Below are 24,281 nucleotides of genomic sequence, written 5' to 3' on the forward strand. Positions count from 1 at the left end.
GGTGGGCCGCATGGAAAGCAGCGAGCAGGTCGTGGAGTGGTCCGTCGTGCCGAGCGGCATCGGCCCGCTCCTGCTCGCCGCGACCCCCGCGGGTCTGGTGACCGTCGTCCTCCACGCGCGCCCCGCGGTCCGGGACAAGGCGCTCGGACAGTTGCGGACCCGGCTGGGCGCGCAGCCCGTGGAGGCCCCGGACTCCGCGCTGCTGGCGCAGCCGGTGCGTCAGCTCGCGGCGTATTTCGCCGGAGGGCTGCGGGAGTTCTCACTCGCTCTCGACTGGTCGCTGTGCTCCGGCTTCCACCGCGAGGTGCTCCGCGAGCTGGCCTCCGGCGTGCCCTACGGGACGGTCGTGGGTTACGGAGACCTGGCGAGCCGGGCCGGCCGGCCGGGCGCCGCCCAGGCCGTGGGGGCGGCCATGGGCTCCAACCCGCTGCCGGTGGTGGTTCCGTGCCACCGGGTGGTGGAGAACGACGGAGGGCTGGGCGGGTTCGGCGGCGGGCCGGAGACGAAGCGGCAGCTGCTGGCACTCGAGGGGATACTTCCGCGGCCGCTGTTCTAGGAGCCGCTGCTCCGGCGGCCCCCGCCCAGGGTGCGTCGTCCCGCAAGGGCCGGATACGTGATGTCGCACCGGTGCACGAGCTGGCACACTGCGGCGATGACGACCGCCCTCCCCCGCCCCCGGGCCACGGCCGCGGACCTTCCGGCCCTGCAGCGCAGGACGTCCGCCGTCCTCATCGGCAGCCAGATACTCGGCGGCCTCGGCGTGGCCATCGGCATCGCCCTGGCCCCGGTCCTGGCGGCGGAGGTGAGCGGCTCGGAGGCGCTGTCCGGGCTCGCTCCGACCGCCTCCGTGACGGGTACGGCGCTGCTGTCACTGCCGCTGGCCGCCCTTATGACCTCGCGAGGCCGGCGCCCCGGACTCGTCCTCGCCTATCTGATCGGGGCGGTGGGCGCGTCCCTGGTGGTGACCGCCGCGGTGCTGGGCAGCTTCCCGCTCCTGCTCGTCGGCATGGCGGGGTTCGGCGCCGGCTCGTCGGCCAATCTCCAGGCGAGGTTCGCCGCAGCCGATCTGGCCGAGCCTGACCGCCGAGGCCGGGCGATCTCCACCGTCATCTGGGCCACCACGATCGGTTCGGTGCTCGGCCCGAACATCTCGGCCCCCGCCGGCCGGGTCTTCCGGGGCACCTCCGTGCCCGAGACAGCCGGTCCGTTCGCCTGGGCCGCCGTCATATTCCTGCTCACCGGCATCGTGGTCGCGGTCCTGCTGCGCCCCGATCCGCTGCTCACCGCCCGCGCGCTGGCTCCGCAGGACACCGGGGCCGCCACGAAGCGCTCCCTGCGTGCCGGCGTCGCGGCGGTGCGGGCCTCCCCGATGGCCCGGCTGGCGCTGGTGACCGTCGCCGCGTCCCACACCGTCATGGTCTCGATCATGGTGATGACTCCGGTCCACCTCGGGCACCACGGTGCGGACATCCAGCTGATCGGGCTGGTCATCAGCGGTCACATCGCGGGCATGTACGCGTTCTCCCCCGTCATGGGGTGGCTGTCCGACCGGGTGGGAAGGCTGTCCGTCATCGGGCTGGCCGTCGGGCTGCTGTGCTGCGCCGCGCTGCTGGCCGGTACGTCGGGCACGGGCCACGGCCGCACCGCCGCAGGGCTGTTCGTCCTGGGCCTCGGCTGGTCGGCGGGTCTGGTCGCCGGTTCGGCACTGCTCACCGACTCCGTACCGCAGGCCGCTCGCGCCGCGGTGCAGGGCCTCTCGGACCTCACGATGAACGCGGCGGCGGGCATCGGCGGCGCGGTCGCCGGAGTGATCGTCTCCCGGCTGAGCTACGGCTGGCTGAACATGACCGCCGCCTGCCTGCTGCTGCCGATGGCCGCGCTCGCCCTGCGGCGGGCGCTCAGCAGGCCTTGCACGGTGTCTGAGGAGGCCTGAGGTGCCGACGGGCTCCCCCCGTCCGGGTCTGCGTGCTCCGCGCCTGCGACAGGGACGGGGCAGCATCGGAGCCGATAGGCATACACATCGCAGGAAACCGGCCGCCACGTCCCCGAGCTCTCCGCCGAGGTTCGGGAAGCCCTCACCTGAAGGGCGGCCGGGCCCATGTGGGCCCTCGGCGATCCGGCCCTATCCGAACGGAAGGCCCTGGTCGCCGAGCCCCGTCCAGGCGGGGTGGCTGAGGTCGTCGGCCCGTACGACCGCGTCCGCCCGTTCGGCCGGGGCGATCTCGTCCTCGTACCGCGCGAAGGCGGGCAGCGTCCACCGCTCGCTCTCCTCCGTACGCCGTCGCAGCGCACCCGGCGAGAGGCTCAGATGTACTCCGAGGTCGAACGGGAACCAGTGCCCGAGGAGCAGCGGTCCGTGAAGGATAAGCACCCCGCCCTCGGGAAGCACCTGATACGGGCTGCGGGTCGCCCGGTCCGTCCCGGGGTTCCAGAGATCGGGCAGGACCCGTCCGGTGCCGCCCGCCTCGAGCGGGCGGAACACCTCGCGCCACAGTGCCCCGCTGTCGAACCAGCTGTCGGCGTACGAGTCCGGATCCTCCTTGCCGTACTCGTAGCGCAGGCTGGCCGGGCGCAGGAAGCCGCCCGTGGAGACCGTGAGCACCGGACGCCCGCGGGCCCGTAGCGCCTCGGCGAGGTGCGCGGCGGGCTCTTCGGGGCGGGCGGCGGGGGCGCCGTCGACGCCAATCCTCAGCCAGGACCCGCCGTCGGCCGGTCGGAGTCCGTCGGCATGGGCGGCGAGGGTGCGGGCCAGCCGTTCCCAGGTGATGGGTTCAAATTGCACGCACCCATCATCGCCCTGCGCATCCATCGTCGCCCTGCCGCATCATGACCGGTGACCCAGCCGGCATCGTGTACGGCAAGGCCCGCCCGGCCGGAGAGTTCGCCGTGCGCGGGGAGCGGGCAGGCCTCCGCGGCACGACGCGTTCGTCCCGAGGCCCTGCCCGATGTGCCGGTGGCATGCACACCCCTCGCCCCATCCGCCGTTGAACGTCTCTGCGATGCCGAACAGTGGGACGGGAGGGATCAGACTCGTGGACCCCGACCGCCGCGGAGTTCGTCGGCGAGCGGTCCTTCACCGAGCACTTCGGCCCGCCCCTGCTCGACCGCCTCCGCGAGGGTGCATTCACCGCGCCCGAGCGCCAGGACGGCCTCCGTGTCCAGCACGAGGCACGCGTCCGGGTGGTCGGCGGGGCCGAACCCGTATGCGTCACCTCCCACCGTTTCCGCACCGGTGCGGATGTGGAACTCGCCCTCCGCGAGCCTCACTTCGACGACGCCACTGCGGGTGAGACCGTCCAGGGCCCGCAGCAGCGGCAGGGCGAACCAGTGGGCCCTGACCGCGTCCGTGGGGCGGCGCTCACCGAGCGCGGGCGCGCCCCACCGGGCGAGCGCGGTGAGGACCGGGAGCAGTCCGCGGCCGTGCTCGGTCAGTTCGTAGACCGCGGCCGCCGCGGGCGGTGGCAGGCGGCGGCGCACGGCCAGGCCACCCTGTTCCATGTCCCTGAGCCGGGAGGCCAGCACGTCCGTGCTGACTCCGGGCAGATCAGCGTGCAGATCCGTGTAGCGGCGGGGCCCTGCGAGCAGTTCACGGACGATCAGCAGGGTCCACCGGTCACCGACGGAGTCGAGGGCACGGGCGGTGGCGCAGAACTGGTCGTAGCTCCGGCGACGGGCGGGGCGTGCGGGCTGCTGCTGACGTGGCATGCGACGCAGTCTAGACATGTTGTTGGACTTTCCAAGCCCGAGCTTGGTAAAACCAAGTATCGCAATTCAGGTCGGGGAGGCACCGCATGGAGTTCCGGCAGTCCAGCAAGCTCAACGAGGTCTGTTACGAGATCCGGGGCCCGGTCATCGAGCAGGCCAACGCCCTGGAGGAGGCAGGGCACAGCGTGCTCCGCCTCAACACGGGCAATCCGGCACTCTTCGGTTTCGAGGCGCCGGAGGAGATCGTCCAGGACATGATCCGGATGCTCCCCCAGGCACACGGCTACACCGACTCGCGCGGCATCCTGTCCGCACGCCGTGCCGTCGCGCAGCGCTATCAAGCGATGGGGCTGAACGACGTCGACGTGGACGACATCTTCCTCGGCAACGGGGTCTCCGAGCTGATCTCGATGGCCGTGCAGGGGCTCCTGGAGGACGGCGACGAGATTCTCATCCCGAGTCCCGACTTTCCGCTGTGGACCGCCGTCACCACGCTCGCGGGCGGGAAGGCCGTGCACTACACCTGCGATGAGGGCGCGGACTGGAACCCCGACCTCGCAGACATGGCCTCGAAGATCACCGACCGTACCCGGGCCATGGTGATCATCAACCCGAACAACCCGACGGGCGCCGTCTACTCCCGGGAAGTCCTCGACGGCATGCTCGACCTGGCGCGCAGGCACGGGCTGATGGTGTTCGCCGACGAGATCTACGACCAGATCCTCTACGACGACGCCGAGCACCACAGCGTGGCGGTGCTGGCGCCCGACCTGCTCTGTCTCACCTTCAGCGGGCTGTCCAAGACGTACCGCGTCGCGGGATTCCGCTCGGGCTGGATGGTGGTGTCGGGTCCTCAGCAGCACGCCCGCAGCTATCTGGAGGGGCTCACCATGCTCGCCTCCATGCGGCTGTGCCCCAACGCCCCCGCGCAGTACGCGATCCAGGCGGCACTCGGCGGCCAGCAGTCGATCCGGGACCTCGTCGCCCCGGGCGGCAGGCTCCACGAGCAGCGCGACCGGGCCTGGGAACGGCTCAACGAGATCCCCGGGGTGTCGTGCGTGAAGCCGAAGGGCGCGCTGTACGCCTTTCCGCGCATCGACCCGAAAGTCCACCACATCGTCGACGACGAACGCTTCGTCCTGGACCTGCTGCTGCAGGAGAAGATCCAGGTGGTGCAGGGCACCGGCTTCAACTGGCCGCGCCCGGACCACTTCCGCATCCTCACCCTTCCGCACGCCGACGACCTGGACGCCGCCATCAGCCGCATCGGCCGTTTCCTGAACGGATACCGCCAGTGACCTGCCGGACCTGCCGTACCCCCGTGCACACGCAGTTCGCCTCTCCCGGTCTGGTGGAGGCGATCGTCGAGGGCGGGCTCGATCCGGCCGAGGACCCACGCTGGGCGGACTCGGGCGCGGCGTCGCCCGCCGAGTACGCCCGCTGGGCAGGTCATCTGTGCGGTATGACCTGCCTGCGCATGGCGCTCGGCACCGGGGCCCCGTCCCTGTTCGCCCTGCGGGACGGGGCGTTGAAGTACGACGCGTACACGGAGGACGCCGACGGGGTGATCAAGGGACTGGTCTACGCTCCCTTCGCCCGGTACGTCTCCGAGGTCCATGGCCTCGGCGCGGTCGTCCACCGGCGCCTCTCCCTTGCCGCGATCCTGGACCTGCTGGACCAGGGCCGAAGGGTGATGGCCTCGGTGCACTACGGGATCCGGCACCCGGAACAGGCCGCTCCGGGGCGCGGTGGCCATCTGGTGCTGCTGACCTCCCGAACGGCGGACGGGGCCGGCGTCCACCTCCACAACCCGTCGGGGACGACGGCCATCACCCGCGCGGCCGACCTTCCGCTGCCGGACTTCGAGCGCTTCTTCGCAGGCCGCGGAGTCTGCCTTCCCGGCGCCCCGGCAACGGACGCGTAGCGGCTCACCTTCACGGCGGTCCGAGGTCCCGCCTTCGCTCCTGTTCCGGCGTAAGGGACCGGCGTCGCGGCGGAGCACGATCAGGGAGAGCCATCGACATGGGTGCGGCCGTACGCCACTTCGGAGCGTCAGCCCCGCAGCGCCGTGAGGGCGACGACCGGGTCGGGGTCCGGCGTGGCGCGGGGCCACCAGTCGTCCTCGCCCGGGTCGGATTCGTAGCCGTACCAACGGCTGTCGTGGCCGAAGCGGAGCTGCAGGGTGCCCCCGGAGTTGGTCAGGTGGTTGCGCCAGGGCTGGAAACGCGGGAATTCGGCCGCCGCGAGGGCCGGCCGTGCCCGGTCGAACGGGCCTGCCGGAGGGTCCCACGGGGTTTCCAGCACTTCCAGGCCCTCCGCCCCGCCCTGCCGCCAGGCGGCGACGGCCCGGGCCAGGTCCGTGGTGCTGTGGCCGGTGGCGAAGGCCAGCTCGCGGTAGAGAGCCCGGGTCGTGGCGGTGAGCCCGGCGGTGGGGCGGGACGCGGCGATCCGTACGGCGTCCTGCCAGGTGCTGAGCCCGGCGAGCGGGTCCTCCCCGGTGGTGAGCAGCGCATGGGCGCGCGCCGCCGCGTCCGTGGCGAGGTGATCGAGGCCCAGCGGGTCGCGGGCGCGGGGAAGCTCCGGGTAGGAAGGCGGTTCGCCGGGGTGCGGCGGAACGGGCAGGGGCGCGGGCAGCGGCGGCAGGAAGCGGTCGGCCAGCGCCTCGACGGCCGCGACCGAGGGCATCGCGAGGGTCTCGGGGCGCTCGCGCGCCGAGTGCTCGGCGTTGCGGCGGCCCAGCTCGTCGAGGAGCTCACGCTCACCCCGGCCGCGCATCAGCAGGAGGACGAACGGGTCGCTGTCCAGGAGCCGTGCCGTCTGGAAGCAGAGCGCCGCCACGTGCTTGCAGGGCCAGCCCCGGTCCGGGCAGGAGCAGTCGGGGTCCAGATCGCCGGCGGCGGGCAGCAGACGTATGCCGGCCTCGCCCGCCGTGTCGACCAGGGAGTGCGGCATCTCCTTGTCGAGGAGAGCGGACAGGTGCCCCGGCCGGGCGGCGACGGCGTCCAGGAACGTGTCCCAGTCGGACGCCGAGAACGTACGCAGGCGTAGCTCCGCGCGGTAGGGGCGGGGGCGGCTGCCGTGGACGTAGGCGATGACCCGGCCGGGGGTGACGGTGACCGCCGCGACATGGCCGCCGTCGGCGTACGTACGGCCGCGGGCAAGGCGCCCCTCGTCCATCGACAGGGATTCCAGGGCGTCCACCCAGGCCCGGCCCCACCAGCTGTCCGCGAAGGGCCCTTCCGCGTCGGAGGCACGGGCGGGCACCGCTTCGAAGGTGCGCCGCAGGTCGTCGGGGCCCGGGCGGGCCGCGGGGCTCGCACCGGGGCTCATGACGTCCTCCGGAGGGAGACGAGGTCGGCCAGGTCACGGTCGCTGAGCTCGGTCAGGGCGGCCTCGCCGGAACCGAGCACCGCGTCGGCGAGGGCCCGCTTGGACTCCAGGAGTTCGCTGATCCTGTCCTCGACGGTGCCCTCGGCGATCAGCCGGTGCACCTGCACGGGCTGGGTCTGGCCGATGCGGTACGCACGGTCGGTGGCCTGCTCCTCGACCGCCGGGTTCCACCAGCGGTCGTAATGGATCACATGGGCGGCCCGGGTGAGATTCAGTCCCGTACCCGCCGCCTTGAGGGAGAGCAGGAAGACAGGGACCTCGCCGGACTGGAAACCGTCCACCATCCGCTCCCGCTCGGGCACCGGCGTGCCGCCGTGCAGCAGCTGACTGGGGATGGCGCGCGAGGCGAGGTGGGCGGAGAGGAGCCGGGCCATCGAGACGTACTGGGTGAAGATCAGGACGGAGGCGTCCTCGGAAAGGATCGTGTCGAGGAGCTCGTCGAGCAGGGCGAGCTTGCCGGAGCGCCCCGTGAGCCGGGTCGGCTCCTCCTTCAGATACTGCGCGGGGTGGTTGCAGATCTGCTTGAGCGAACCCAGCAGCTTCATGATCAGTCCGCGCCGGGCGATGCCCTCCGACTGCTCGATGAACGCCATCGTCTCGCGGACGGCCGCCTCGTAGAGCGTGGCCTGCTCCCGGGTGAGGAAGACGGGGTGATCGGTCTCCGTCTTGGGCGGCAGCTCGGGCGCGATGCCCGGGTCGGACTTCTTGCGGCGCAGCAGGAAGGGCCGGACCAGGCGGGACAGCCGCTCGACCGCCTCTTCGTTGCCCAGGCCGGCGGCGGTGCCGGTGTTCTCGACGATCCGGGCGTGCCGCGCGCGGAACGCCTTGAGCGGGCCGAGCAGACCGGGGGTCGTCCAGTCGAGCAGCGCCCACAGCTCGGAGAGATTGTTCTCGACGGGGGTGCCGGTCAGGGCGACCCGGGCCGGGGCGGGGATGCTGCGCAGCGCTCTGGCCGTCGAGGAGTGCGGGTTCTTGACGTGCTGTGCCTCGTCGGCGACGACCAGTCCCCAGATGTGCCCGGCGAGCTGCTCCGCGCTGGAGCGCATCGTGCCGTAGGTCGTGAGGACGAAGCCGCCGTCGGAGCCCCCGAGGGTGCGGTCGGTGCCGTGGAAGCGGCGGACGGGGACGCCGGGTGCGAAGCGGTTGATCTCGCGATGCCAGTTACCGAGGAGGGAGGCGGGACAGACGACCAGAGTGGGGGCCGCGTGGGCGCGGTGCAGATGGAGCGCGATGACGGTGATGGTCTTGCCCAGGCCCATGTCGTCGGCGAGACAGCCGCCGAGGCCGAGCGACGTCATGCGGTCCAGCCAGGCCAGGCCGCGGAGCTGGTAGTCGCGGAGGGTCGCGTCGAGACCGGGCGGCGCGGGGAGGATCGCGTCCTCGTCCAGGATGCGCGCGCGGAGCGCGGCGAGGGCACCGGCCGGCACGGCTTCGACCTGTTCACCGTCGATCTCGGCGCTGCCGGTGAGGGCGACGGCGAGCGCGTCCACCGGTTCCAGGAGACCGAGCTCGCGCTTGCGCGCCTTGCGGACGAGCGCGGGATCCACGACCACCCATTGGTCGCGCAGCCTCACCACCGGCCGGTGCGCCTCGGCCAGGGTGTCCATCTCCGCCTCGGTGAGCCGGTCGTCGCCCAGGGAGAGCTGCCAGTTGAACGCGAAGAGCTGCTCGGCGTCGAAGAAGGAGGTGCCGTCGGTGGCCGAACCGGGCGCGGGCCGGACGACGGCTGTCGCCGTGAGTGAGCGAGCGAGCTCCCGGGGCCAGTGGACCGCCACCCCTGCCGCGGCGAGCCGGGCTCCGGCCGCGCCGATCAGCTCGTAGAGCTCGTCCTCGGTGACGGCGAGCACGTCGGGGACAGGCTGGTCCAGCAGCCGCTCCAGCGGCGGCCAGACGCGGGCGGCGCGGCGCAGCGCGAGCACGGCGTCGATCCGTGCTCGCGGCCCGAAGGGCTCGCCCGCCCCGCCGCTCCACAGCGTGGCCGCGTCGGTGACGTACGTCGGGTCGGCCAGGCTGTGCACCTGAGTGACGGCCGCGGCGGCATGGCGCGTGGCGGCCTGAGTGCCGGGTGAGCCCTCGTCCCCCTCCGCTTCCCCGGTGGCGCCGGAGGAGTCGAAGAGGTCGTACGCGGAGAGGTCGAGCCGGAGCGAGATCCGCACCCCCGCGTCGAGCCCGGCGGCCACCTCGACGGCCCAGGCCCGGGCGTCCGGCAGGTGCTGTGCCTCGCGGGCGGCGAACGGCGCTCCCATGGCGTGGGCGGCCGCGGGCGTCCTGGGCAAGGTGTCGGCCACGGCGTCGAGGAACGCGCCCAGCAGCGCACGGGCTTCGGGGACACGCAGCGGCGTGCCGTCCAGCGGGACAGCGTGTCCCTCTGGCGGCATCGAGGCGGCGACGGCCCGCAGGTGGGCGATGTCCTCCGCGTCGCGCGGTCCGGCCCGCCAGGCGTCGTGGTCACCGGCCGTCAGCCCGGGCAGGAGTCTGCCACGTGCGACGAGGGTGAGGGCGTGCAGGGCCGCGGCCCCCCACGCGCAGGTGGCGGGATGGGCCACGGCGCGGTACCGGGCGCGCGCGAGCAGGGGCACCGCGTCCGCGAGGGGAAGCACCACGGCGGGCACGGTGCGGGCACGGGCGCCGTCCGCGTCGTGCCGGACGACGACCGTGAGTTCGGTGAGGGTGTACGGCTGCCCGGCGCCCGTGGCGCCCACGCCGGAAGGGGAGACCCCGGCGGCGGGAACCACCGCGTCAGGGAACATCGCGTCGCGGCCTGCGAGGCCGACGGTCCCTTCGGGATCCCAGAAGGCGATCCGGCCGTCCCGGGGCAGCGCTCCCGGAAGGAAGACCGCGGCGCACCGCGACAGCCGGTCGGCGATGGCGTCCTGTGTCAGCCGCGTCATGCCCACCGCCCCCCTCCTGCCTCGGTCCTCTCGCACTTCTCCTGTCTTCGGGAGTCTAGGCGGGTGGTGTGACAGCGCCCGCCCCGGCCGTGCTTCCACAGGTGGAGCGGGCGGACAACCGGGTCAGTGCCGGGTGAAGGACTTGCTGCGCCGCCGGTCGGACGGCCGTTCCGGACCGGGCTCCGGGAGCATCTCCGGACCGGACTCCGGCGCCCCGTCCGGCTCCGGGTCCGCACCCACGAGAGGCTCGTCCGGGAGCGGCTGGTCCGTGAAGGTCTGCTCCGTGACCGACGGGTCCACGAGGGACGGGCCCGGAGTCGGCGGATCCGCAGGCGACGGGTCCACCGGCCGGCCGGAATCAGATTGCCCGGGCGTGCCCTGCGACTGCCCCGCCGCGACGGGCGACTGCGGTTGCGGCCCCTGCTGCGCGCGCTCCAGGAAGCGGAGCAGCTCCACCGGGAAGGGCAGAACCAGCGTGGAATTCTTCTCGGCCGCGACCGCGACCACCGTCTGCAGCAGCCGCAGTTGGAGCGCCGCCGGCTGGGTGGACATCTGCTGCGCCGCCTGGGCGAGCTTCTTCGACGCCTGCAGCTCCGCGTCCGCGTTGATGACCCTCGCACGCCTTTCCCGGTCGGCCTCGGCCTGCCGGGCCATGGACCGCTTCATCGTCTCCGGCAGGGAGACGTCCTTGATCTCGACCCGGTCGATCTGCACGCCCCAGCCCACCGCCGGGCTGTCGATCATCAGTTCCAGTCCTTGGTTCAGCTTCTCGCGGTCGGACAGCAGATCGTCCAGGTCGCTCTTGCCGATGATCGACCGGAGGGAGGTCTGCGCCATCTGGGAGACGGCGAACCGGTAGTCCTCCACCTGGATCACGGCGCTCGCCGGGTCCACCACCTTGAAGTAGATGACGGCGTCCACCCGCACGGTGACGTTGTCCCGGGTGATCCCGTCCTGGGCCGGGACAGGCATCGTCACGATCTGCATGTTGACCTTGCGGAGCCGGTCCACGCCCGGGACGATCATGGTGAAGCCCGGTGGGCGCACCGCGTCGTGGAGCCTGCCCAGCCGGAGCACCACGCCCCGTTCGTACTGCTTGACCACCCGGGCCGCGGCCATGGCGTACAACAGGCCACCCGAGAGCACTGCCACCAATGCGATCAACAGCTCCTGGACCATCACGGCCCCCTGCCTCCGGGGTACGTTTCCGTACCCGCCCATCACACTCTATTACCACGATATGCCCCATTCGCACACCCTTGAACCTCCGACCGGGTGTCCGTGGCCCCGGCCGGCCGCGTACCGGATGCCGGCGCCCGGGGGACCGGGCAGGGTGGCCAGCGCCAGCACGTCTCTGTGACGTACCGATGAGCCGGACGAGCAGACGAGGACCCGCCATGTCCGTAACCGCGCCCCCCAGCCTTCTCCGCCGACGTGCCGGCATGGCCGCCGGTGCCGCCCTGCTCACCCTGGCCGCTACGGGCTGCTCCGGCCTCGGTCGCACGGCGGTGGGGCCGGTCTCCTACACCACCGCACAGGACGAGGTCGTCACCGTGCACCGCCCGTCGGTGAAGGGCTGCCACACGATGGAGCCCGCCGGTGCGGGCAAGGTCGACAACCGGACGCTGGTCGACATGATCCTTTACACCACCCGCGACTGCTCCGGCCGCGAGACGGCCTACGTGGCCACCACGTTCACCGACACCAACGCCGCGCGCGCCCTGCCCTGGCGCAGCTACCGGTTCGTTCACTGACCGGCGCGGGGCGCACGCCCGCGCCCGCGGAGCAGCGAGAACAGCTGAGCGGTGCGCTCCCGCCGGTCCCGGGCGATGAAGGCGACCAGGACGACGAGCAGGGCGGGCATGACCGCGTTCGGGGGGTCGAGCAGCGTCAGCTGGACGACGGACGCGCCGGCCAGCAGCCCGACGAGGGCGATGGCAGCCACCCCCGCGAGCAGCGGGATCAGCAGGGCCACCGCACCCGCCAGTTCCAGGCCGCCGATCGTGTACATCGCGCCGCTGCCCCAGCCCATCCGGTCGAAGGACTCGACGGCCGAGGCATGGGCGACGAGCTTGGCCACCGCGCTGAAGCCGAGGAACAGCGCGAGGACGACGCGGGCCCCGGTCAGCGCGACGGAGGCCACCCGTCCGCGCGGCGCGGCGGGGGTGCTCGGCACGGTGAGCGAGGCGGGGCCGGCGGTTCTGGACATGTGGGTCTCCTCGGTGGGCGTCGTGGGTGACGTGCGCCGGGTGCGGGGTGCTCCTGCCACCACGCTTCCGGCGCTCACAGAGAGGTAGACCGCGCCGGGCTCCGGAACTCATCGCCCCACGGCCCCCGATTCGCCTTCTTGCAGGGCCGCTCGAGATGGGGCCGGCCAGGTACCCGGGCGCTGCGACCGCACCGCCCAGCAGCCTGCACCGGCGGGCGACGCGGGCACCCCACGGCGGCGTTTCCCGCGGCGCATGTCCCCTGGTGCGTCGTGACCACAGGCCGCTCCCCCTCGTCCGCTCCCCCTCGTCCGCCCGCCGGTCGTCCGCCCGCCGGTTTCCGTACGCCGCACCGCGGGGTCATGCTGGAGAAGAGGCGATGGTGATGCGTACCGGAAGTGAACCGTCCACCGCACGGAGCCCCCTGCGGATGCGACTCTGGCTGAGTCTGTGGGGCATGCTCTGGGCCCTGCTCGGCCTGGTGGCCTTCGTAGCGACCGGACGCGTCGGATGGGCGACGGCATGCGGGGTGCTGCTGCTGGTCACAGTCATGGACCTGTGCGTCGTCGTTCACCACCTGCGGCAGGGACCGCACTATCAGCCGGGCCGGGACATCCCGCCGTACGAACCCGACCGCGGCGGGCGGGGCGGCTACGGCCGCTGAGTCCCGGAGCGGACAGCGGGGCCAGCCCCCCGGCACCGTCAGGGCCGGTCATCGAAGCGGGCGGCCCGCAGGTACTCCGGCTTCGGGTCGAGCGCGGCGGCCAGCCGGAAGTGGCGGGTGGCCTGTTCGGGCCGGCCGGCGCGCTGGAAGGTGCGGGCCAGGGCGAAGTGAGCGAAGGCGTTGTCCGGCTCGCGCTCCAGGACCAGCTCGAATTCGAGCTCGGCCGGGCGCAGTTGGGCGGCGGCGAAGAAGGCCCGGGCACGCAGCAGCCGGGCCGCCGTGTTCTCCGGGTGGGCGGCTATCACCGAGTCGAGCAGCTTGACGGCACCCCGCGGGTCCCGTGCGGCGAGCAGTTGCTCCGCCGCACGGAAATCGATGACATGTGTTTCCGGGTTACTCTCGGGCACGGTCGTATCCTTCCCTTCACCTTCCGCTCTGCAACATCCGGCCGGGCACCCGTATTCCGGCCAGGCGCCGGGTCAGCCGGTGGCGGCCCGTGCGGTGAGCTCCGACCAGACCGCACGGACCTGGGGTTCCAGGTCCTCCAGCGGTCCGTCGTTGTCGACGACGAGATCCGCGACGGCCAGCCGCGCCTCGCGCGTGGCCTGCGCCGCCATCCGGGCGCGGGCATCGGACTCCGTCATACCGCGCAGCCGTACGAGCCTGTCGAGCTGCGTCCCGGGCTTCGCGTCCACGACCACGACCAGGTCGTACTGCGGGGCGAGCCCGTTCTCCGTGAGCAGCGGGACGTCGTGGACGACGACCGTGCCGGTCGCGGCGGCCCGCTCCAGCTCGGCGGAACGTGCCCCGACGAGCGGGTGGACGATGGCGTTGAGCGTGGCCAGGCGTTCCGGGTCGGCGAAGACGATCGAGCCGAGTGCCGGCCGGTCCAGGGAGCCGTCGGGGGCGAGGATTCCTGGGCCGAAGGCCTCGGCGACGGCCGTCAGCCCAGGGGTACCGGGCTCGACGACCTCGCGGGCGATCCGGTCCGCGTCGATCAGTACGGCTCCGTAGCGTGCGAGCAGCCGTGACACTTCGCTCTTGCCGGCGCCGATCCCGCCGGTCAGGCCTACTTTCAGCATGCGCCGAGCCTAGTGCCGTGGCAGGGAACGGCCGGAGGTTCCCCTCAGGAATCGCCCTCACGTTCCGCGAGGAAGCGTTCGAACTCCAGGCCGATCTCGTCCGCCGACGGCAGATCGACCGGCTCCGCGACCAGGTTGCCCCGGGTCTCGGACCCCGCGACCGCGTCGTACTGGTGCTCCAACCCCTCGACGAGCGAGACGAGCTCCTCGTCGCCCTGACCGACCTGCCGGTCGATCTCCGTCTGGGTGCGGTGCGCCTCGGTGCGCAGGGTGTGCGCGACGCTCGGCAGGACCAGTCCGGTCGCCGCGGTGATCGCCTCCAGGGCGGTGAGCGCGGCGTCCGGGTAGGCGGACCTGGCGACGTAGTGCGGCACATGGGCGGCGACGCCGAGGGCGTCGTGCCCGGCCTCCATCAGCCGGTATTCCACGAGCGCCTCGGCGGAACCGGGGACCTGCGCCTCGTCGAAGGGGCTGCGGTGTCCGGGCATCAGGTCGGTGCGATTGCCGTGCGGAGTGAGGCCGACCGGGCGGGTGTGGGGGACGCCCATGGGGATGCCGTGGAAGCTGACCGCGAGGCGGACACCGAGCCTCTCCACGATCTGTTCCACAGCGGCGGCGAACCTCTCCCACTCGACGTCGGGCTCCGGTCCGGAGAGGAGGAGGAAGGGGGTACCCGTGGCGTCCTGGACGACCTTCACCTCCAGGGTGGGCGACTCGAACGCCGTATAACGGTCGCGCCTGAACGTCAGCAGAGGACGTCGCGCCCGGTAGTCGACGAGCCGGTCGTGATCGAAGCGGGCCACGGTCTGGTGCGGCAGCGTCTCGAGCAGGCCGTCGACGATCTGCTCGCCGGTCTCACCCGCGTCGATGTACCCGTCGAAGTGATAGAGCATGACCAGGCCTGCCGACTCCTGGGCGAGCGCCATGTCGACGACGGCCAGGCCCTTCGGCTCCCATTCGTACAAACTCTGCGGATCAGGCACGGTTACCGCTCCTCCTCGTGTTCGTGGACAAGAACACCCCGCCGGCCCATGGCATTCCCGCTCGCTCGCGCCGTTTCGCTCGTGGTTGTGCGAGGACCCGGCCGCGCAGTGCCGTCACAGCTTCCGCGCCGAGGTGAACGCCCCAACCTGCCGGGCGTCGGTATGCCGAGGTGGTCACCGGCGAAGTACCCGTGTCCAGCGGGGCTGTTGAGCGGCGCGAAGGCGGGGGCGCCGGGCCCGCCGGACAGGAAGTGCCAGGACGCCGCCAGGTACGCGGCCCGGCGCCAGTGGCGGGTGAACGACGTGGCGGGTTCCGTACGGTCCGTGTCGCCGTGGGCCTTCACGCCCTGGGCGACGGCCCGCGCCTCCCTCTCGCGCGGTGCGAGGGCAGCGTACGCGGCGGCGTTCGACCCGGTGTCGCCGTACCCGATGATGGTGCCGCGTTCGCCGGGGTGACCGTCCCACGGGTACCGGCCCCCGGGCTCAGCGCCCGGAAAGGCGGGTTCACGGCCCGGGCCCGGGCGGTGAGGGTGAGGCCGAACGCCCCCATGACAGCGAACATGGCGCCGGCGCCGGCGGTGAAACCCACCTTGCGCGGAAAGCTCCGGCGGCTGGGGCCCGCCGCCACGGGAGAGTCCGGTGAGACGCGCGAGGTGTTCGACGTGTGGGTCGTTGCCTGGCTCCCCTGGTGGTCCCGAGGTTGCGCGAATCCTGACAAACGCGCGTTACGGACCGTCAGCATTCGTGCATCACCCACGTTTCCCCTGTTCGGCAGCGCCAGGCGCACGTCGGTCCAGACCTTGACATGCCCACGCCCTACCCGTACGGGATCGTCCGACCCCTTCGACGGGCAGGCACCCCATCCCGCACCCGCACACCGAACCCCGCCCTGCTGACCGCCGCACTCGCCACCGGCGCCCTGCCTCTCGCCACGGCCGGCACGGCGCGTGCCGCCTCGGCCATCGACGTGAGCACCGCGGTCCAGCTCACGTCGGCACTCGCGCCGCAGCTCCGGGCGACACGATCCGGCTCGCAGACGGCACCTGCACCGGCAACACGGTCACCGGTGGCAAGGACTGACGAACATCCCCGTGAAGCACCGAGACCCGCGTCCGGAAACCGGTGAGGCCCGCCCCCCGAAGGGGACGGGCCTCACCTACAGCTCTACAGCCGATGAGCGGCTGGGGTCAGAGCGTCAGCTCTGGCCGCCGGCCAGCTTCTCGCGCAGCGCAGCCAGGGCCTCGTCCGACGCCAGGGCGCCGGAGTTGTCCGCGGACTCCGAGGAGTACGAACCGCCACCGCCACCACCGCTGCCGCCGGAGGCAGCCGGGGCAGCGCCGGCCGGGGCAGCAGCGCCCTCGGCAGCGGCAGCCTCGTCGGCCTCGCGGGACTTGATGACCTGGGCCTGGTGCTGCTCGAAGCGCTGCTGCGCCTCGGCGTACTGCGTCTCCCAGACCTCGCGCTGCGCCTCGAAGCCCTCGAGCCAGTCGTTGGTCTCGGGGTCGAAGCCCTCGGGGTAGATGTAGTTGCCCTGGTCGTCGTACGACGCGGCCATGCCGTACAGCGTCGGGTCGAACTCGACCGAGGCCGGGTCGCCGCCGAAGGCCTCGTTGGCCTGCTTCAGCGAGAGGCTGATGCGACGGCGCTCGAGGTCGATGTCGATGACCTTGACGAAGATCTCGTCGTTGACCTGGACGACCTGCTCCGGGATCTCCACGTGGCGCTCGGCCAGCTCGGAGATGTGGACCAGACCCTCGATGCCCTCGTCGACGCGCACGAACGCACCGAACGGAACGAGCTTGGTGACCTTACCGGGAACGACCTGCCCGATCTGGTGCGTACGGGCGAACTGCTGCCACGGGTCTTCCTGCGTCGCCTTGAGCGACAGCGAGACGCGCTCGCGGTCCATGTCGACGTCGAGAACCTCGACGGTGACTTCCTGGCCGACCTCGACAACCTCGGAGGGGTGGTCGATGTGCTTCCAGGACAGCTCGGAGACGTGCACGAGACCGTCGACGCCACCCAGGTCCACGAAGGCACCGAAGTTGACGATCGAGGAGACGACGCCGGAGCGGACCTGACCCTTCTGCAGGGTCGTGAGGAACGTCTGACGGACCTCGGACTGGGTCTGCTCGAGCCAGGCACGGCGGGACAGGACCACGTTGTTGCGGTTCTTGTCCAGCTCGATGATCTTGGCCTCGAGCTCCTTGCCCACGTAGGGCTGGAGGTCGCGGACACGACGCATCTCGACGAGCGACGCCGGGAGGAAGCCACGGAGGCCGATGTCGAGGATGAGACCACCCTTGACGACCTCGATGACGGTACCGGTGACGATGCCGTCTTCTTCCTTGATCTTCTCGATGGTGCCCCAGGCACGCTCGTACTGAGCGCGCTTCTTCGAGAGGATCAGGCGGCCTTCCTTGTCCTCCTTCTGGAGAACCAGGGCCTCGATCTCGTCGCCGACCTTGACGACCTCGTTCGGGTCGACGTCGTGCTTGATCGAGAGCTCGCGGCTCGGGATGACACCTTCGGTCTTGTAACCGATGTCGAGGAGAACCTCGTCACGGTCAACCTTGACGATGACTCCGTCAACGATGTCGCCGTCGTTGAAGTACTTGATCGTCTCGTCGATCGCCGCGAGGAACGCGTCCGCGTCGCCGATGTCGTTGACCGCAACCTGCGGAGTGGTGGCGGTGGTCTCGGTGCTGCTCGTCATGTGGGAAAGGGCTCCGGTACGGACAGAGAGTCGTAGGTAATGCCACGCCGAGAACCCGTATCGCCTCTGCAGAAGCCGGACAGCCTGGAAAGCACCGATCCGTTAACCGGAAGGCGCCCTCGACAACCGAGGGGACATGCAACAGACGCGAGCGCGGCCTGCTAGGTCTGAAGCGCGCAGGCTCGCAGCGCAACTTGTAGCATACGGGGGCAGCCGGACAGGGTCAATGCACGAAGACGCACACCCGGGGCACAACACCCCGATCCCGGCACAACTCACGTTCACCGAGGCCACATCGGCAAGAACGGTGTGTCGCGCACGCACGGGCCGTACTCACCCGTACGGCCCGTCGAGGCACCCGCGCGAGGCGGGTGAAGGCAAACTACAACGACGGGCACGATGAGCCAAGAGATCCACGAGTCCGAGTCCGAACCCGAAGCGACCCGGCGGGAAGCCGGCGAGAGGGAGAGCAGCCGGGCGAGCCGCGGCTGGTGGGACCGGAACGCCGACGAGTACCAGAGCGACCACGGGGCGTTCCTCGGGGACGACCGCTTCATCTGGGGGCCGGAGGGGCTGGACGAGGCCGAGGCCGCCCTGCTGGGCCCGGCCGCGGACCTCGAGGGGCTGGACGTCCTGGAGATCGGGGCCGGGGCCGCCCAGTGCTCGCGCTGGCTCGCCGCCCGGGGCGCCCGGCCGGTGGCCCTGGACCTCTCCCACCGCCAGCTCCAGCACGCCCTGCGCATCGGCGGCGGTGTCCCCCTCGTGGAGGCCGACGCCGGAAGGCTCCCCTTCCGGGACGGCTCCTTCGACCTGGCGTGCTCCGCCTACGGCGCGGTGCCCTTCGTCGCCGACCCGGTCCAAGTGTTCCGCGAGGTGCACCGGGTGCTGCGGCCCGGAGGCCGCTGGGTCTTCTCGGTGACCCACCCGATCCGCTGGGCGTTCCCCGACGAGCCGGGGCCCGAGGGCCTCTCCGTGTCTGCCTCCTACTTCGACCGCGTGCCGTACGTGGAGCAGGACGAGCACGGCGACGCGGTGTACGTGGAACATCACAGGACGCTGGGCGACCGGGTGCGGGACGTGGTCGCGGGCGGCTTCCGGCTGGTCGATCTCGTGGAGCCGGAGTGGCCAAACTGGAACGACCAGGAGTGGGGCGGCTGGTCCCCGCTGCGCGGCCACCTGATCCCCGGGACCGCGATCTTCGTCTGCGAACGGGACCACCGCCCCTCGTGAGAGACCGGCGTACGACACTGGGGGCGTGATCCGTACCGACGCCTTGGACCAGTTGCCCGTACGCACCGCTGTGCCCGCCCTGGAGCGGGCGCTCGACGAGCGGGGGGCCGCGGTGCTCTGCGCACCGCCCGGGACCGGCAAGACGACCCTCGTGCCCCTGGTGCTCGCGGGGCTGACCGGCGGCGGCCCGCCGCGTCGCGTACTCGTCGCCGAGCCCCGCCGGATCGCGGCCCGGGCCGCTGCCCGGCGGATGGCGTGGCTGCTCGGCGAGCGGACCGGCGGACGGGTCGGGTTCACGGTGCGCGGCGAGCGGACCGTGGGCCCGGACACCGTGGTGGAGGTCGTGACCACCGGGGTGCTGCTCCAGCGGCTGCAGCGCGACCAGGAACTGGCCGGGGTCGACGTGGTGATCATCGACGAGTGCCACGAGCGCCATCTGGACGCGGACACGGCAGCGGCGTTCCTCCTCGACGTACGGGGGACGATCAGGCCCGATCTGCGTCTGGTGGCGGCGTCGGCGACGACGGACGCCGCGGGCTGGGCGCGGCTGCTGGGCGACGCTCCCGTGGTCGAGGCGCAGGGCGTGTCCCATCCGGTCGAGGTCGTGTGGGCGCCGCCGGCCGGTCCCGTTCGGCCGCCGCACGGGATGCGGGTGGACCCGGCGCTGCTGACGCATGTGGCCTCGGTGGTGCGCCGGGCCCTCGCCGAACGGGACGGTGACGTGCTGTGCTTCCTGCCCGGTGTCGGGGAGATCGGCCGGGTGGCCGGACAGCTCGCGGGCGTGGGCGCCGAGGTGCTCCAGGTACACGGGCGCGCCGCGGCGGCCGTCCAGGAAGCGGTGCTGGCCGGGCCGTCGGGCGGGCGTCGGGTGGTACTGGCGACGTCGGTGGCGGAGTCGTCACTGACGGTGCCCGGGGTGCGGACCGTCGTGGATTCCGGCCTCGCCAGGGAGCCGCGTACCGACCACGCACGGGGGCTCGGCGCCCTGACCACCGTACGGGCGTCGCGGGCCGCGGGACGTCAGCGCGCGGGCCGCGCGGGGCGTGAGGCCCCGGGCGCGGTGTACCGCTGCTGGGAGCAGGCCGAGGACGGGCGCCTCCCCGCGTTTCCCTCCCCCGAGATCAAGGTGGCCGACCTCGCGGCGTTCGCGCTGCAGGCGGCGTGCTGGGGCGAACCGGACGCCTCCGGCCTCGCGCTGCTGGATCCGCCGCCCGCCGGCGCCATGGGCGCTGCACGGGAGGTGCTGACGGCGGTCGGCGCGGTGGACGCCACGGGACGCGCGACGAGCCGGGGCATACGGATGTCCCGGCTCGGCCTGCACCCCCGGCTGGCCCGTGCCCTCCTGGACGGCGCGGGCGAGGTCGGTGGGCACCGGGCCGCGGAAGTGGTCGCGCTGTTGAGCGAGGAACCGCCACGGGAGTACGGCGACGACCTGACGCACGCACTGCGTACGGCACGCCGCGGCGGGGACGGTTACGCGGCACGCTGGCGTCAGGAGGTGCGGCGGCTCTCGCAGTCCCTCGGCTCCGCGCAGTCCCGCTCCTCGGCCTCCGGCTCCTCGGCGTCCGGCACCTCGGCGTCCGGCACCTCGAAGGACGCGGTCACCGGCCCGGACGACGCCGCCGTGGGACTGGTGGCGGCGCTGGCGTTTCCGGAGCGAGTGGCGCGGGCCCGGGGAGAGGGTGCGTTCCTCATGGTGTCGGGCACGGGCGCGGAGCTGCGGGACGGCTCCCGGCTGCGCAGCGCACCGTGGATCGCGGTCGCGGTCGCCGACCGGCCCTCCCATGCCGCGTCGGCCCGGGTGCGGCTGGGGGCCGTCGTCGACGAGGACACGGCACGGCTGGCCGCCGGACATCTCCGGTTCTCCGGCGAGGAGGTCCACTGGGCGGACGGTGACGTGGTCGCGCGTTCCGTGGAACGCCTCGGGGCCGTCGAGCTGTCGGTACGCGCGCTGCGCCGGCCGGCCCCGGAACTGGTGCGCGGGGCGCTGCTGGAGGGACTGCGCCGCGAGGGGCCGGGGCTGCTGCGGTGGACCCGGGACAGCGAGCAGTTGCGGTCGCGGCTCGCGTTTCTGTACCGGGTGTCGGGGGCGCCGTGGCCCGATGTGTCGGACGACGCACTGCTGGAGCGCGCGGGCGAATGGCTGGAGCCCGAGTTGTCGCGGGCCGGGCGGCGCTCGGACCTGGCGCGGATCGACGCGGGGCAGGCGCTGCGGCGGCTGCTGCCGTGGGCCACGGGCGACGCGGCCCGGCTGGACGAGCTCGCCCCGGAGCGGATCGCTGTGCCGAGCGGGTCCAGGATCCGTGTGGAGTACGGCGGCGAGCAGCCCGTGCTCGCGGTGAAGCTCCAGGAGCTCTTCGGACTGAGCGAGACACCCCGGGTGGCCGGGGTGCCCGTCCTGGTCCACCTGTTGTCCCCCGCCGGGCGGCCGGCGGCGGTGACGGCGGACCTGGCGTCGTTCTGGCGGGAGGGGTACCGGGGCGTACGGGCGGAACTGCGCGGCCGCTACCCGAAGCACCCGTGGCCCGAGGACCCGACGACGACGACGGCGACCCGCTTCACCTCGGCACGGCTGCGCCGGGACTGACGGACCAGGGCGTCCGGCGCGGGGGCCGGACGCCCTGGTCCCGTGCGGCTCAGGCCACGGGGGCCTCGACCTTCAGCTCGACGGTCAGCGTGGCGCCGCTCGCGGTGGTGAGCCGCAGCCGGTAGGTGCCCGCCGTGTCGTCGGCGTAGATCTTCGGGAGCACCAGGAGCCCGCCGGCGCCGGTCGTCAGGTCCAGGGTGCGGACGGGATTGCCGTCCGCGTCCTCGAAGTACGGACCCTTGTCGTTCGCGGCCGGCGTCTCCGCATCGGTGACCATCGTGGCGGTGACGGCGGTGTCCGCCACCCCCGTGCCCTTGTACGCCGTCCTGACCTCGACCCGGTCGGCGAACTCGGCGCCGGGGGCGGCCGTCAGGGCCTTGTCGTCGGTCCGGGCGATGGTGTCCGCCACCCGGGCGGTGACGTTCGCGGTGTAGGTGAGGGTGCGCGGCTTGGTGGTGCCGGCGGCAGCCGTCACCTTGAAGGTGCCGGTCTGCTCACCTGCCGTCAGCGCGGGGGCGGTGACGGTGCCGTCGGCCCTGGTGGTCAGGGTCGCGGTGCGCTTCCCGCCGGTGAAGCGGGCGTCCGAGTCACCGACGACGGTGAAGGTGACCGAGGTCTTGGCGAGGGGGGCCCCGAGCGTGTTCCGCGCCCGGACCTTGACGCGTTCGGCGAAGGCCTCCCCCGCCGTGGCGGTCAGGGTTCCGGTGCCCGCGTTCTCGAGGCTGCCGAAGGCCGCGGGCGGCGGGGTGGTCGGCGGAGGCGTGGTCGGCGGGGGCGTGGTCGGCGGGGGCGTGGTCTGCGGAGGCGTCGGCTCGGTGGGCGGAGGCGTCGAGGCCGGCGGAGGTGTGGTGGCGGGCGGAGTGGCCGGCGCGGAGGTGGCCGGCGGGGTGGTCCCGGCGGCGGGAGGCGTGGGGGACGGGAAGGACGGGGAGGACGTGCCGGTGTCCCTCGGGAGGACGCCCGTGCCGTCCGGGACCTCGTGGGTGCCGCGCTTGTAGTAGTCGAACCAGGAGCGCACCGTACGCAGGTACTCCGTCGAGTGGTTGTAGCTCAGCACTGCCCGGTCGAGGTCCGTGGCGAGCGTCAGGTCGCGGGGGCCGGCGCAGAGGTAGCGCCCGGCTGCCAGCGTCGCGTCGTAGATGTTGTTGGGATCCTTGCGACCGTCGCCGTTGCCGTCCTGGCCCCAGGTGGCCCAGGTGGACGGGATGAACTGCATGGGGCCGACCGCACGGTCGTGGGTCGAGTCCCCGTCGTACGCCCCGCCGTCGGTGTCCTTGATGAGGGCGAATCCCTGGCCGTTGAGCGCCGGGCCGAGGATCGGGGAGAGGGTGGTGCCGTTCGCGTCGACCTTGCCGCCCCGGGCCTGGCCGGACTCGACCTTGCCGATCGCGGCGAGGAGTTGCCACGGCAGACGGCACGCGGCGTCGGTGCTCGCGAGCTCCTGCTCGGCCTTCTTGTAGGCGGCCAGGACCGAGGCGGGTATGCCCGCCTCCGCGCTGCCGGCCACCGGCAGGTTCACGGACGCACCGGGCTTGCCGGGCGTGGTGAGCGGCGGAAGGTCCGTGTGGTACGGCGAGTTGCCGGTGGCCGCACTGTCGCCGGGCGGTATCGCATCGGCCGCCGACTGGTCACCCGCGCCACTGTCGGGGTGCGGTACGGCGGGAGCCTGGGAGGCGGAGAGGGCCGCTACGGCAGCCGCCGCCACCGCGGTGGTGGTGGCCCCCCTGCGCAGCCTGCGGCCGAATTGCGCTGCCATACGATCTGGTTCCTCCCCGTCGACGGCTGCCCGCGCTCCCCGCGCGAGAACTCAGGCGACCCTACGACAACTCCCCCCGCCCGCACACTGGCCCCGGACCGGTTCTTACCGATTTCTCAGCTTCCCTGCCGCCAAGTCACCAGGACATTCCGGGCGGGTGACGCGGGCTCACGCATACGTGGCGCCATGCCCTTCACCCTCAGCCATGCCGTAGCGGTGCTCCCGGGGATCCGCGGGCCCGGGCCCGGCCGTGGACCTCTTGTGGCCGCCGCGCTCGTGGCCGGGTCGTTCGCGACCGATATGACCTACTACGCGGACTCGGTCGTCCCCGGGGCCATGGAGTTCGGCGAGGTGACACACGCCGTGCGGGGGTGTTCACCGTGGATGTCCTCATCACCGGCGCCGTGGTGGCGCTCTGGCTCCTGCTGCGCGAACCTCTCGTCGCGTTGCTGCCGAGGGCGGCACAGGGACGCGTGCACACTTCGTACGGGGGAGGCGCCGGGAGCCCGGCGGCCCCGTGATCTCCGAGGCGGTGTGGTTCGTCGTGTCCGCCGTCATCGGCTCGGGAACCCATGTCGTGTGGGACGCCTTCACGCATCACGGCCGGTGGGGCACGGAGCTGTTCCCCGTCCTCAACCGGAGCCTCGGCGGCCACCCGGTGTTCCAGGTCGTCCAGTACGGCAGGCCGGCCGTGGCCCTGATACTCCTGGCGTGGTTCACGTACACGGGTCTGCGGCGCACCGGGGCGGCTCCGGCGCCGGAGTCCGTTCCGGTGCCGGGCCGGGCCGAACGCCGGTGGGCCGGCGCATTCCTCGTGCTGTGCGTCCTGCTGGACGTCGTCCCACCGGTGTGCCCGCTGGTACGCCCACTTCGGGCGCGTCGACACGCCCCTCGACATCATCCCGAGCGCGTGCTTCGGCGCCGGGGCGGGCCTGGCGGCCGGCCTGGTGCTCAACGGCGCGTGGATGCGGCTCCTGCGGAAACCTTCCGGGCCCCGGCCGCCGGGCGGGCTCCGTGCGGACACCGCACGGGCCCGCCCGGCCAGGACGCCGCCTGAGCACAGCTCCTGA

At 72.6% G+C, this 24,281-nt stretch carries 19 protein-coding genes and 1 pseudogene; 9 read left to right on the forward strand and 11 right to left on the reverse strand.

Annotated elements, in window-relative coordinates:
* Nucleotides 1-10: 10 nt before the first annotated feature.
* Complete coding sequence (locus ACWD04_RS13605; protein WP_451131362.1) at nucleotides 11-556, forward strand: methylated-DNA--[protein]-cysteine S-methyltransferase; 546 nt, start codon at nucleotides 11-13, stop codon at nucleotides 554-556.
* Nucleotides 557-652: 96 nt separating this feature from the next.
* A complete protein-coding gene (locus ACWD04_RS13610; protein WP_451131364.1) occupies nucleotides 653-1,933 on the forward strand; it encodes an MFS transporter in 1,281 nt (426 codons plus the stop codon).
* A 189-nt stretch (nucleotides 1,934-2,122) separates the two neighbouring features.
* Here the strand turns inward: ACWD04_RS13610 and ACWD04_RS13615 are convergent, their stop codons facing one another.
* Entirely contained in the window at nucleotides 2,123-2,782 is a 660-nt protein-coding gene (locus tag ACWD04_RS13615) for a uridine kinase (RefSeq protein ID WP_451131366.1), read from the reverse strand.
* Nucleotides 2,783-3,024: 242 nt separating this feature from the next.
* Nucleotides 3,025-3,723: a winged helix-turn-helix transcriptional regulator gene (locus ACWD04_RS13620; RefSeq protein ID WP_451131368.1), complete on the reverse strand. Its 699-nt coding sequence runs from the start codon at nucleotides 3,721-3,723 to the stop codon at nucleotides 3,025-3,027.
* Nucleotides 3,724-3,791: 68 nt separating this feature from the next.
* Between ACWD04_RS13620 and ACWD04_RS13625 the strand changes: the two genes are divergently transcribed.
* Both ACWD04_RS13625 and ACWD04_RS13630 read left to right on the forward strand, forming a co-directional pair.
* The gene (locus ACWD04_RS13625; RefSeq protein ID WP_451131370.1) at nucleotides 3,792-5,003 is read left to right on the forward strand and encodes a pyridoxal phosphate-dependent aminotransferase; all 1,212 of its coding nucleotides are present in this window, start codon (nucleotides 3,792-3,794) and stop codon (nucleotides 5,001-5,003) included.
* Entirely contained in the window at nucleotides 5,000-5,629 is a 630-nt protein-coding gene (locus tag ACWD04_RS13630) for a peptidase (protein ID WP_451131372.1), read from the forward strand. Before ACWD04_RS13625 ends, ACWD04_RS13630 begins: the two co-directional genes overlap by 4 nt.
* A 128-nt stretch (nucleotides 5,630-5,757) precedes the next feature.
* Here ACWD04_RS13630 and ACWD04_RS13635 read toward each other — a convergent pair whose 3' ends face one another.
* The 3 genes from ACWD04_RS13635 to ACWD04_RS13645 form a co-directional block, all read right to left on the reverse strand.
* Entirely contained in the window at nucleotides 5,758-7,035 is a 1,278-nt protein-coding gene (locus ACWD04_RS13635; RefSeq protein WP_451131374.1) for an SWIM zinc finger family protein, read from the reverse strand.
* Complete coding sequence (locus ACWD04_RS13640) at nucleotides 7,032-9,986, reverse strand: SNF2-related protein (protein ID WP_451131376.1); 2,955 nt, start codon at nucleotides 9,984-9,986, stop codon at nucleotides 7,032-7,034. Before ACWD04_RS13640 ends, ACWD04_RS13635 begins: the two co-directional genes overlap by 4 nt.
* Nucleotides 9,987-10,109: 123 nt before the next feature.
* Nucleotides 10,110-11,165: an SPFH domain-containing protein gene (locus ACWD04_RS13645; protein WP_451131378.1), complete on the reverse strand. Its 1,056-nt coding sequence runs from the start codon at nucleotides 11,163-11,165 to the stop codon at nucleotides 10,110-10,112.
* 218 nt (nucleotides 11,166-11,383) lie between these two features.
* Here ACWD04_RS13645 and ACWD04_RS13650 point away from each other — a divergent pair, with 218 nt between their 5' ends.
* Nucleotides 11,384-11,740, forward strand: coding sequence for a hypothetical protein (locus ACWD04_RS13650; protein WP_451131380.1), 357 nt, complete (start codon nucleotides 11,384-11,386; stop codon nucleotides 11,738-11,740).
* Here the strand turns inward: ACWD04_RS13650 and ACWD04_RS13655 are convergent.
* A complete protein-coding gene (locus ACWD04_RS13655; RefSeq protein WP_451131382.1) occupies nucleotides 11,734-12,195 on the reverse strand; it encodes a DoxX family protein in 462 nt (153 codons plus the stop codon). The two genes, ACWD04_RS13650 and ACWD04_RS13655, sit on opposite strands and share 7 nt — an antisense overlap.
* A 428-nt stretch (nucleotides 12,196-12,623) precedes the next feature.
* On the opposite strand from ACWD04_RS13655, the gene ACWD04_RS13660 reads away from it, so the two are divergent.
* Nucleotides 12,624-12,857, forward strand: coding sequence for a DUF6343 family protein (locus tag ACWD04_RS13660; RefSeq protein WP_451131384.1), 234 nt, complete (start codon nucleotides 12,624-12,626; stop codon nucleotides 12,855-12,857).
* 38 nt (nucleotides 12,858-12,895) lie between these two features.
* Here ACWD04_RS13660 and ACWD04_RS13665 read toward each other — a convergent pair whose 3' ends face one another.
* From ACWD04_RS13665 to rpsA, 4 genes are all read right to left on the reverse strand, one after another.
* Nucleotides 12,896-13,264: a tetratricopeptide repeat protein gene (locus tag ACWD04_RS13665; RefSeq protein ID WP_356533712.1), complete on the reverse strand. Its 369-nt coding sequence runs from the start codon at nucleotides 13,262-13,264 to the stop codon at nucleotides 12,896-12,898.
* Between the two features lie 72 nt (nucleotides 13,265-13,336).
* On the reverse strand, nucleotides 13,337-13,939 hold the full coding sequence (gene coaE, locus ACWD04_RS13670; protein WP_451131386.1) for a dephospho-CoA kinase: 603 nt from the start codon (nucleotides 13,937-13,939) through the stop codon (nucleotides 13,337-13,339).
* A gap of 44 nt (nucleotides 13,940-13,983) precedes the next feature.
* Nucleotides 13,984-14,922: a PAC2 family protein gene (locus ACWD04_RS13675; RefSeq protein ID WP_451131388.1), complete on the reverse strand. Its 939-nt coding sequence runs from the start codon at nucleotides 14,920-14,922 to the stop codon at nucleotides 13,984-13,986.
* A 1,195-nt stretch (nucleotides 14,923-16,117) separates the two neighbouring features.
* Nucleotides 16,118-17,638: a 30S ribosomal protein S1 gene (rpsA, locus tag ACWD04_RS13680; protein WP_451131390.1), complete on the reverse strand. Its 1,521-nt coding sequence runs from the start codon at nucleotides 17,636-17,638 to the stop codon at nucleotides 16,118-16,120.
* Nucleotides 17,639-18,037: 399 nt separating this feature from the next.
* Here rpsA and ACWD04_RS13685 point away from each other — a divergent pair, with 399 nt between their 5' ends.
* Nucleotides 18,038-18,868 carry a class I SAM-dependent methyltransferase gene (locus ACWD04_RS13685; RefSeq protein WP_451131392.1) on the forward strand — a complete coding sequence of 277 codons (831 nt, stop codon included), beginning with the start codon at nucleotides 18,038-18,040 and terminating at the stop codon, nucleotides 18,866-18,868.
* A 25-nt stretch (nucleotides 18,869-18,893) separates the two neighbouring features.
* Nucleotides 18,894-21,455, forward strand: coding sequence for an ATP-dependent helicase HrpB (hrpB, locus tag ACWD04_RS13690; RefSeq protein WP_451131394.1), 2,562 nt, complete (start codon nucleotides 18,894-18,896; stop codon nucleotides 21,453-21,455).
* 49 nt (nucleotides 21,456-21,504) lie between these two features.
* Here the strand turns inward: hrpB and ACWD04_RS13695 are convergent, their stop codons facing one another.
* Nucleotides 21,505-23,211, reverse strand: coding sequence for a lytic transglycosylase domain-containing protein (locus tag ACWD04_RS13695; RefSeq protein WP_451131396.1), 1,707 nt, complete (start codon nucleotides 23,209-23,211; stop codon nucleotides 21,505-21,507).
* A gap of 186 nt (nucleotides 23,212-23,397) precedes the next feature.
* On the opposite strand from ACWD04_RS13695, the pseudogene ACWD04_RS13700 reads away from it, so the two are divergent.
* A pseudogene (locus ACWD04_RS13700) lies at nucleotides 23,398-24,281 on the forward strand (DUF4184 family protein).

Source organism: Streptomyces sp. NPDC002911, assembly GCF_053591835.1.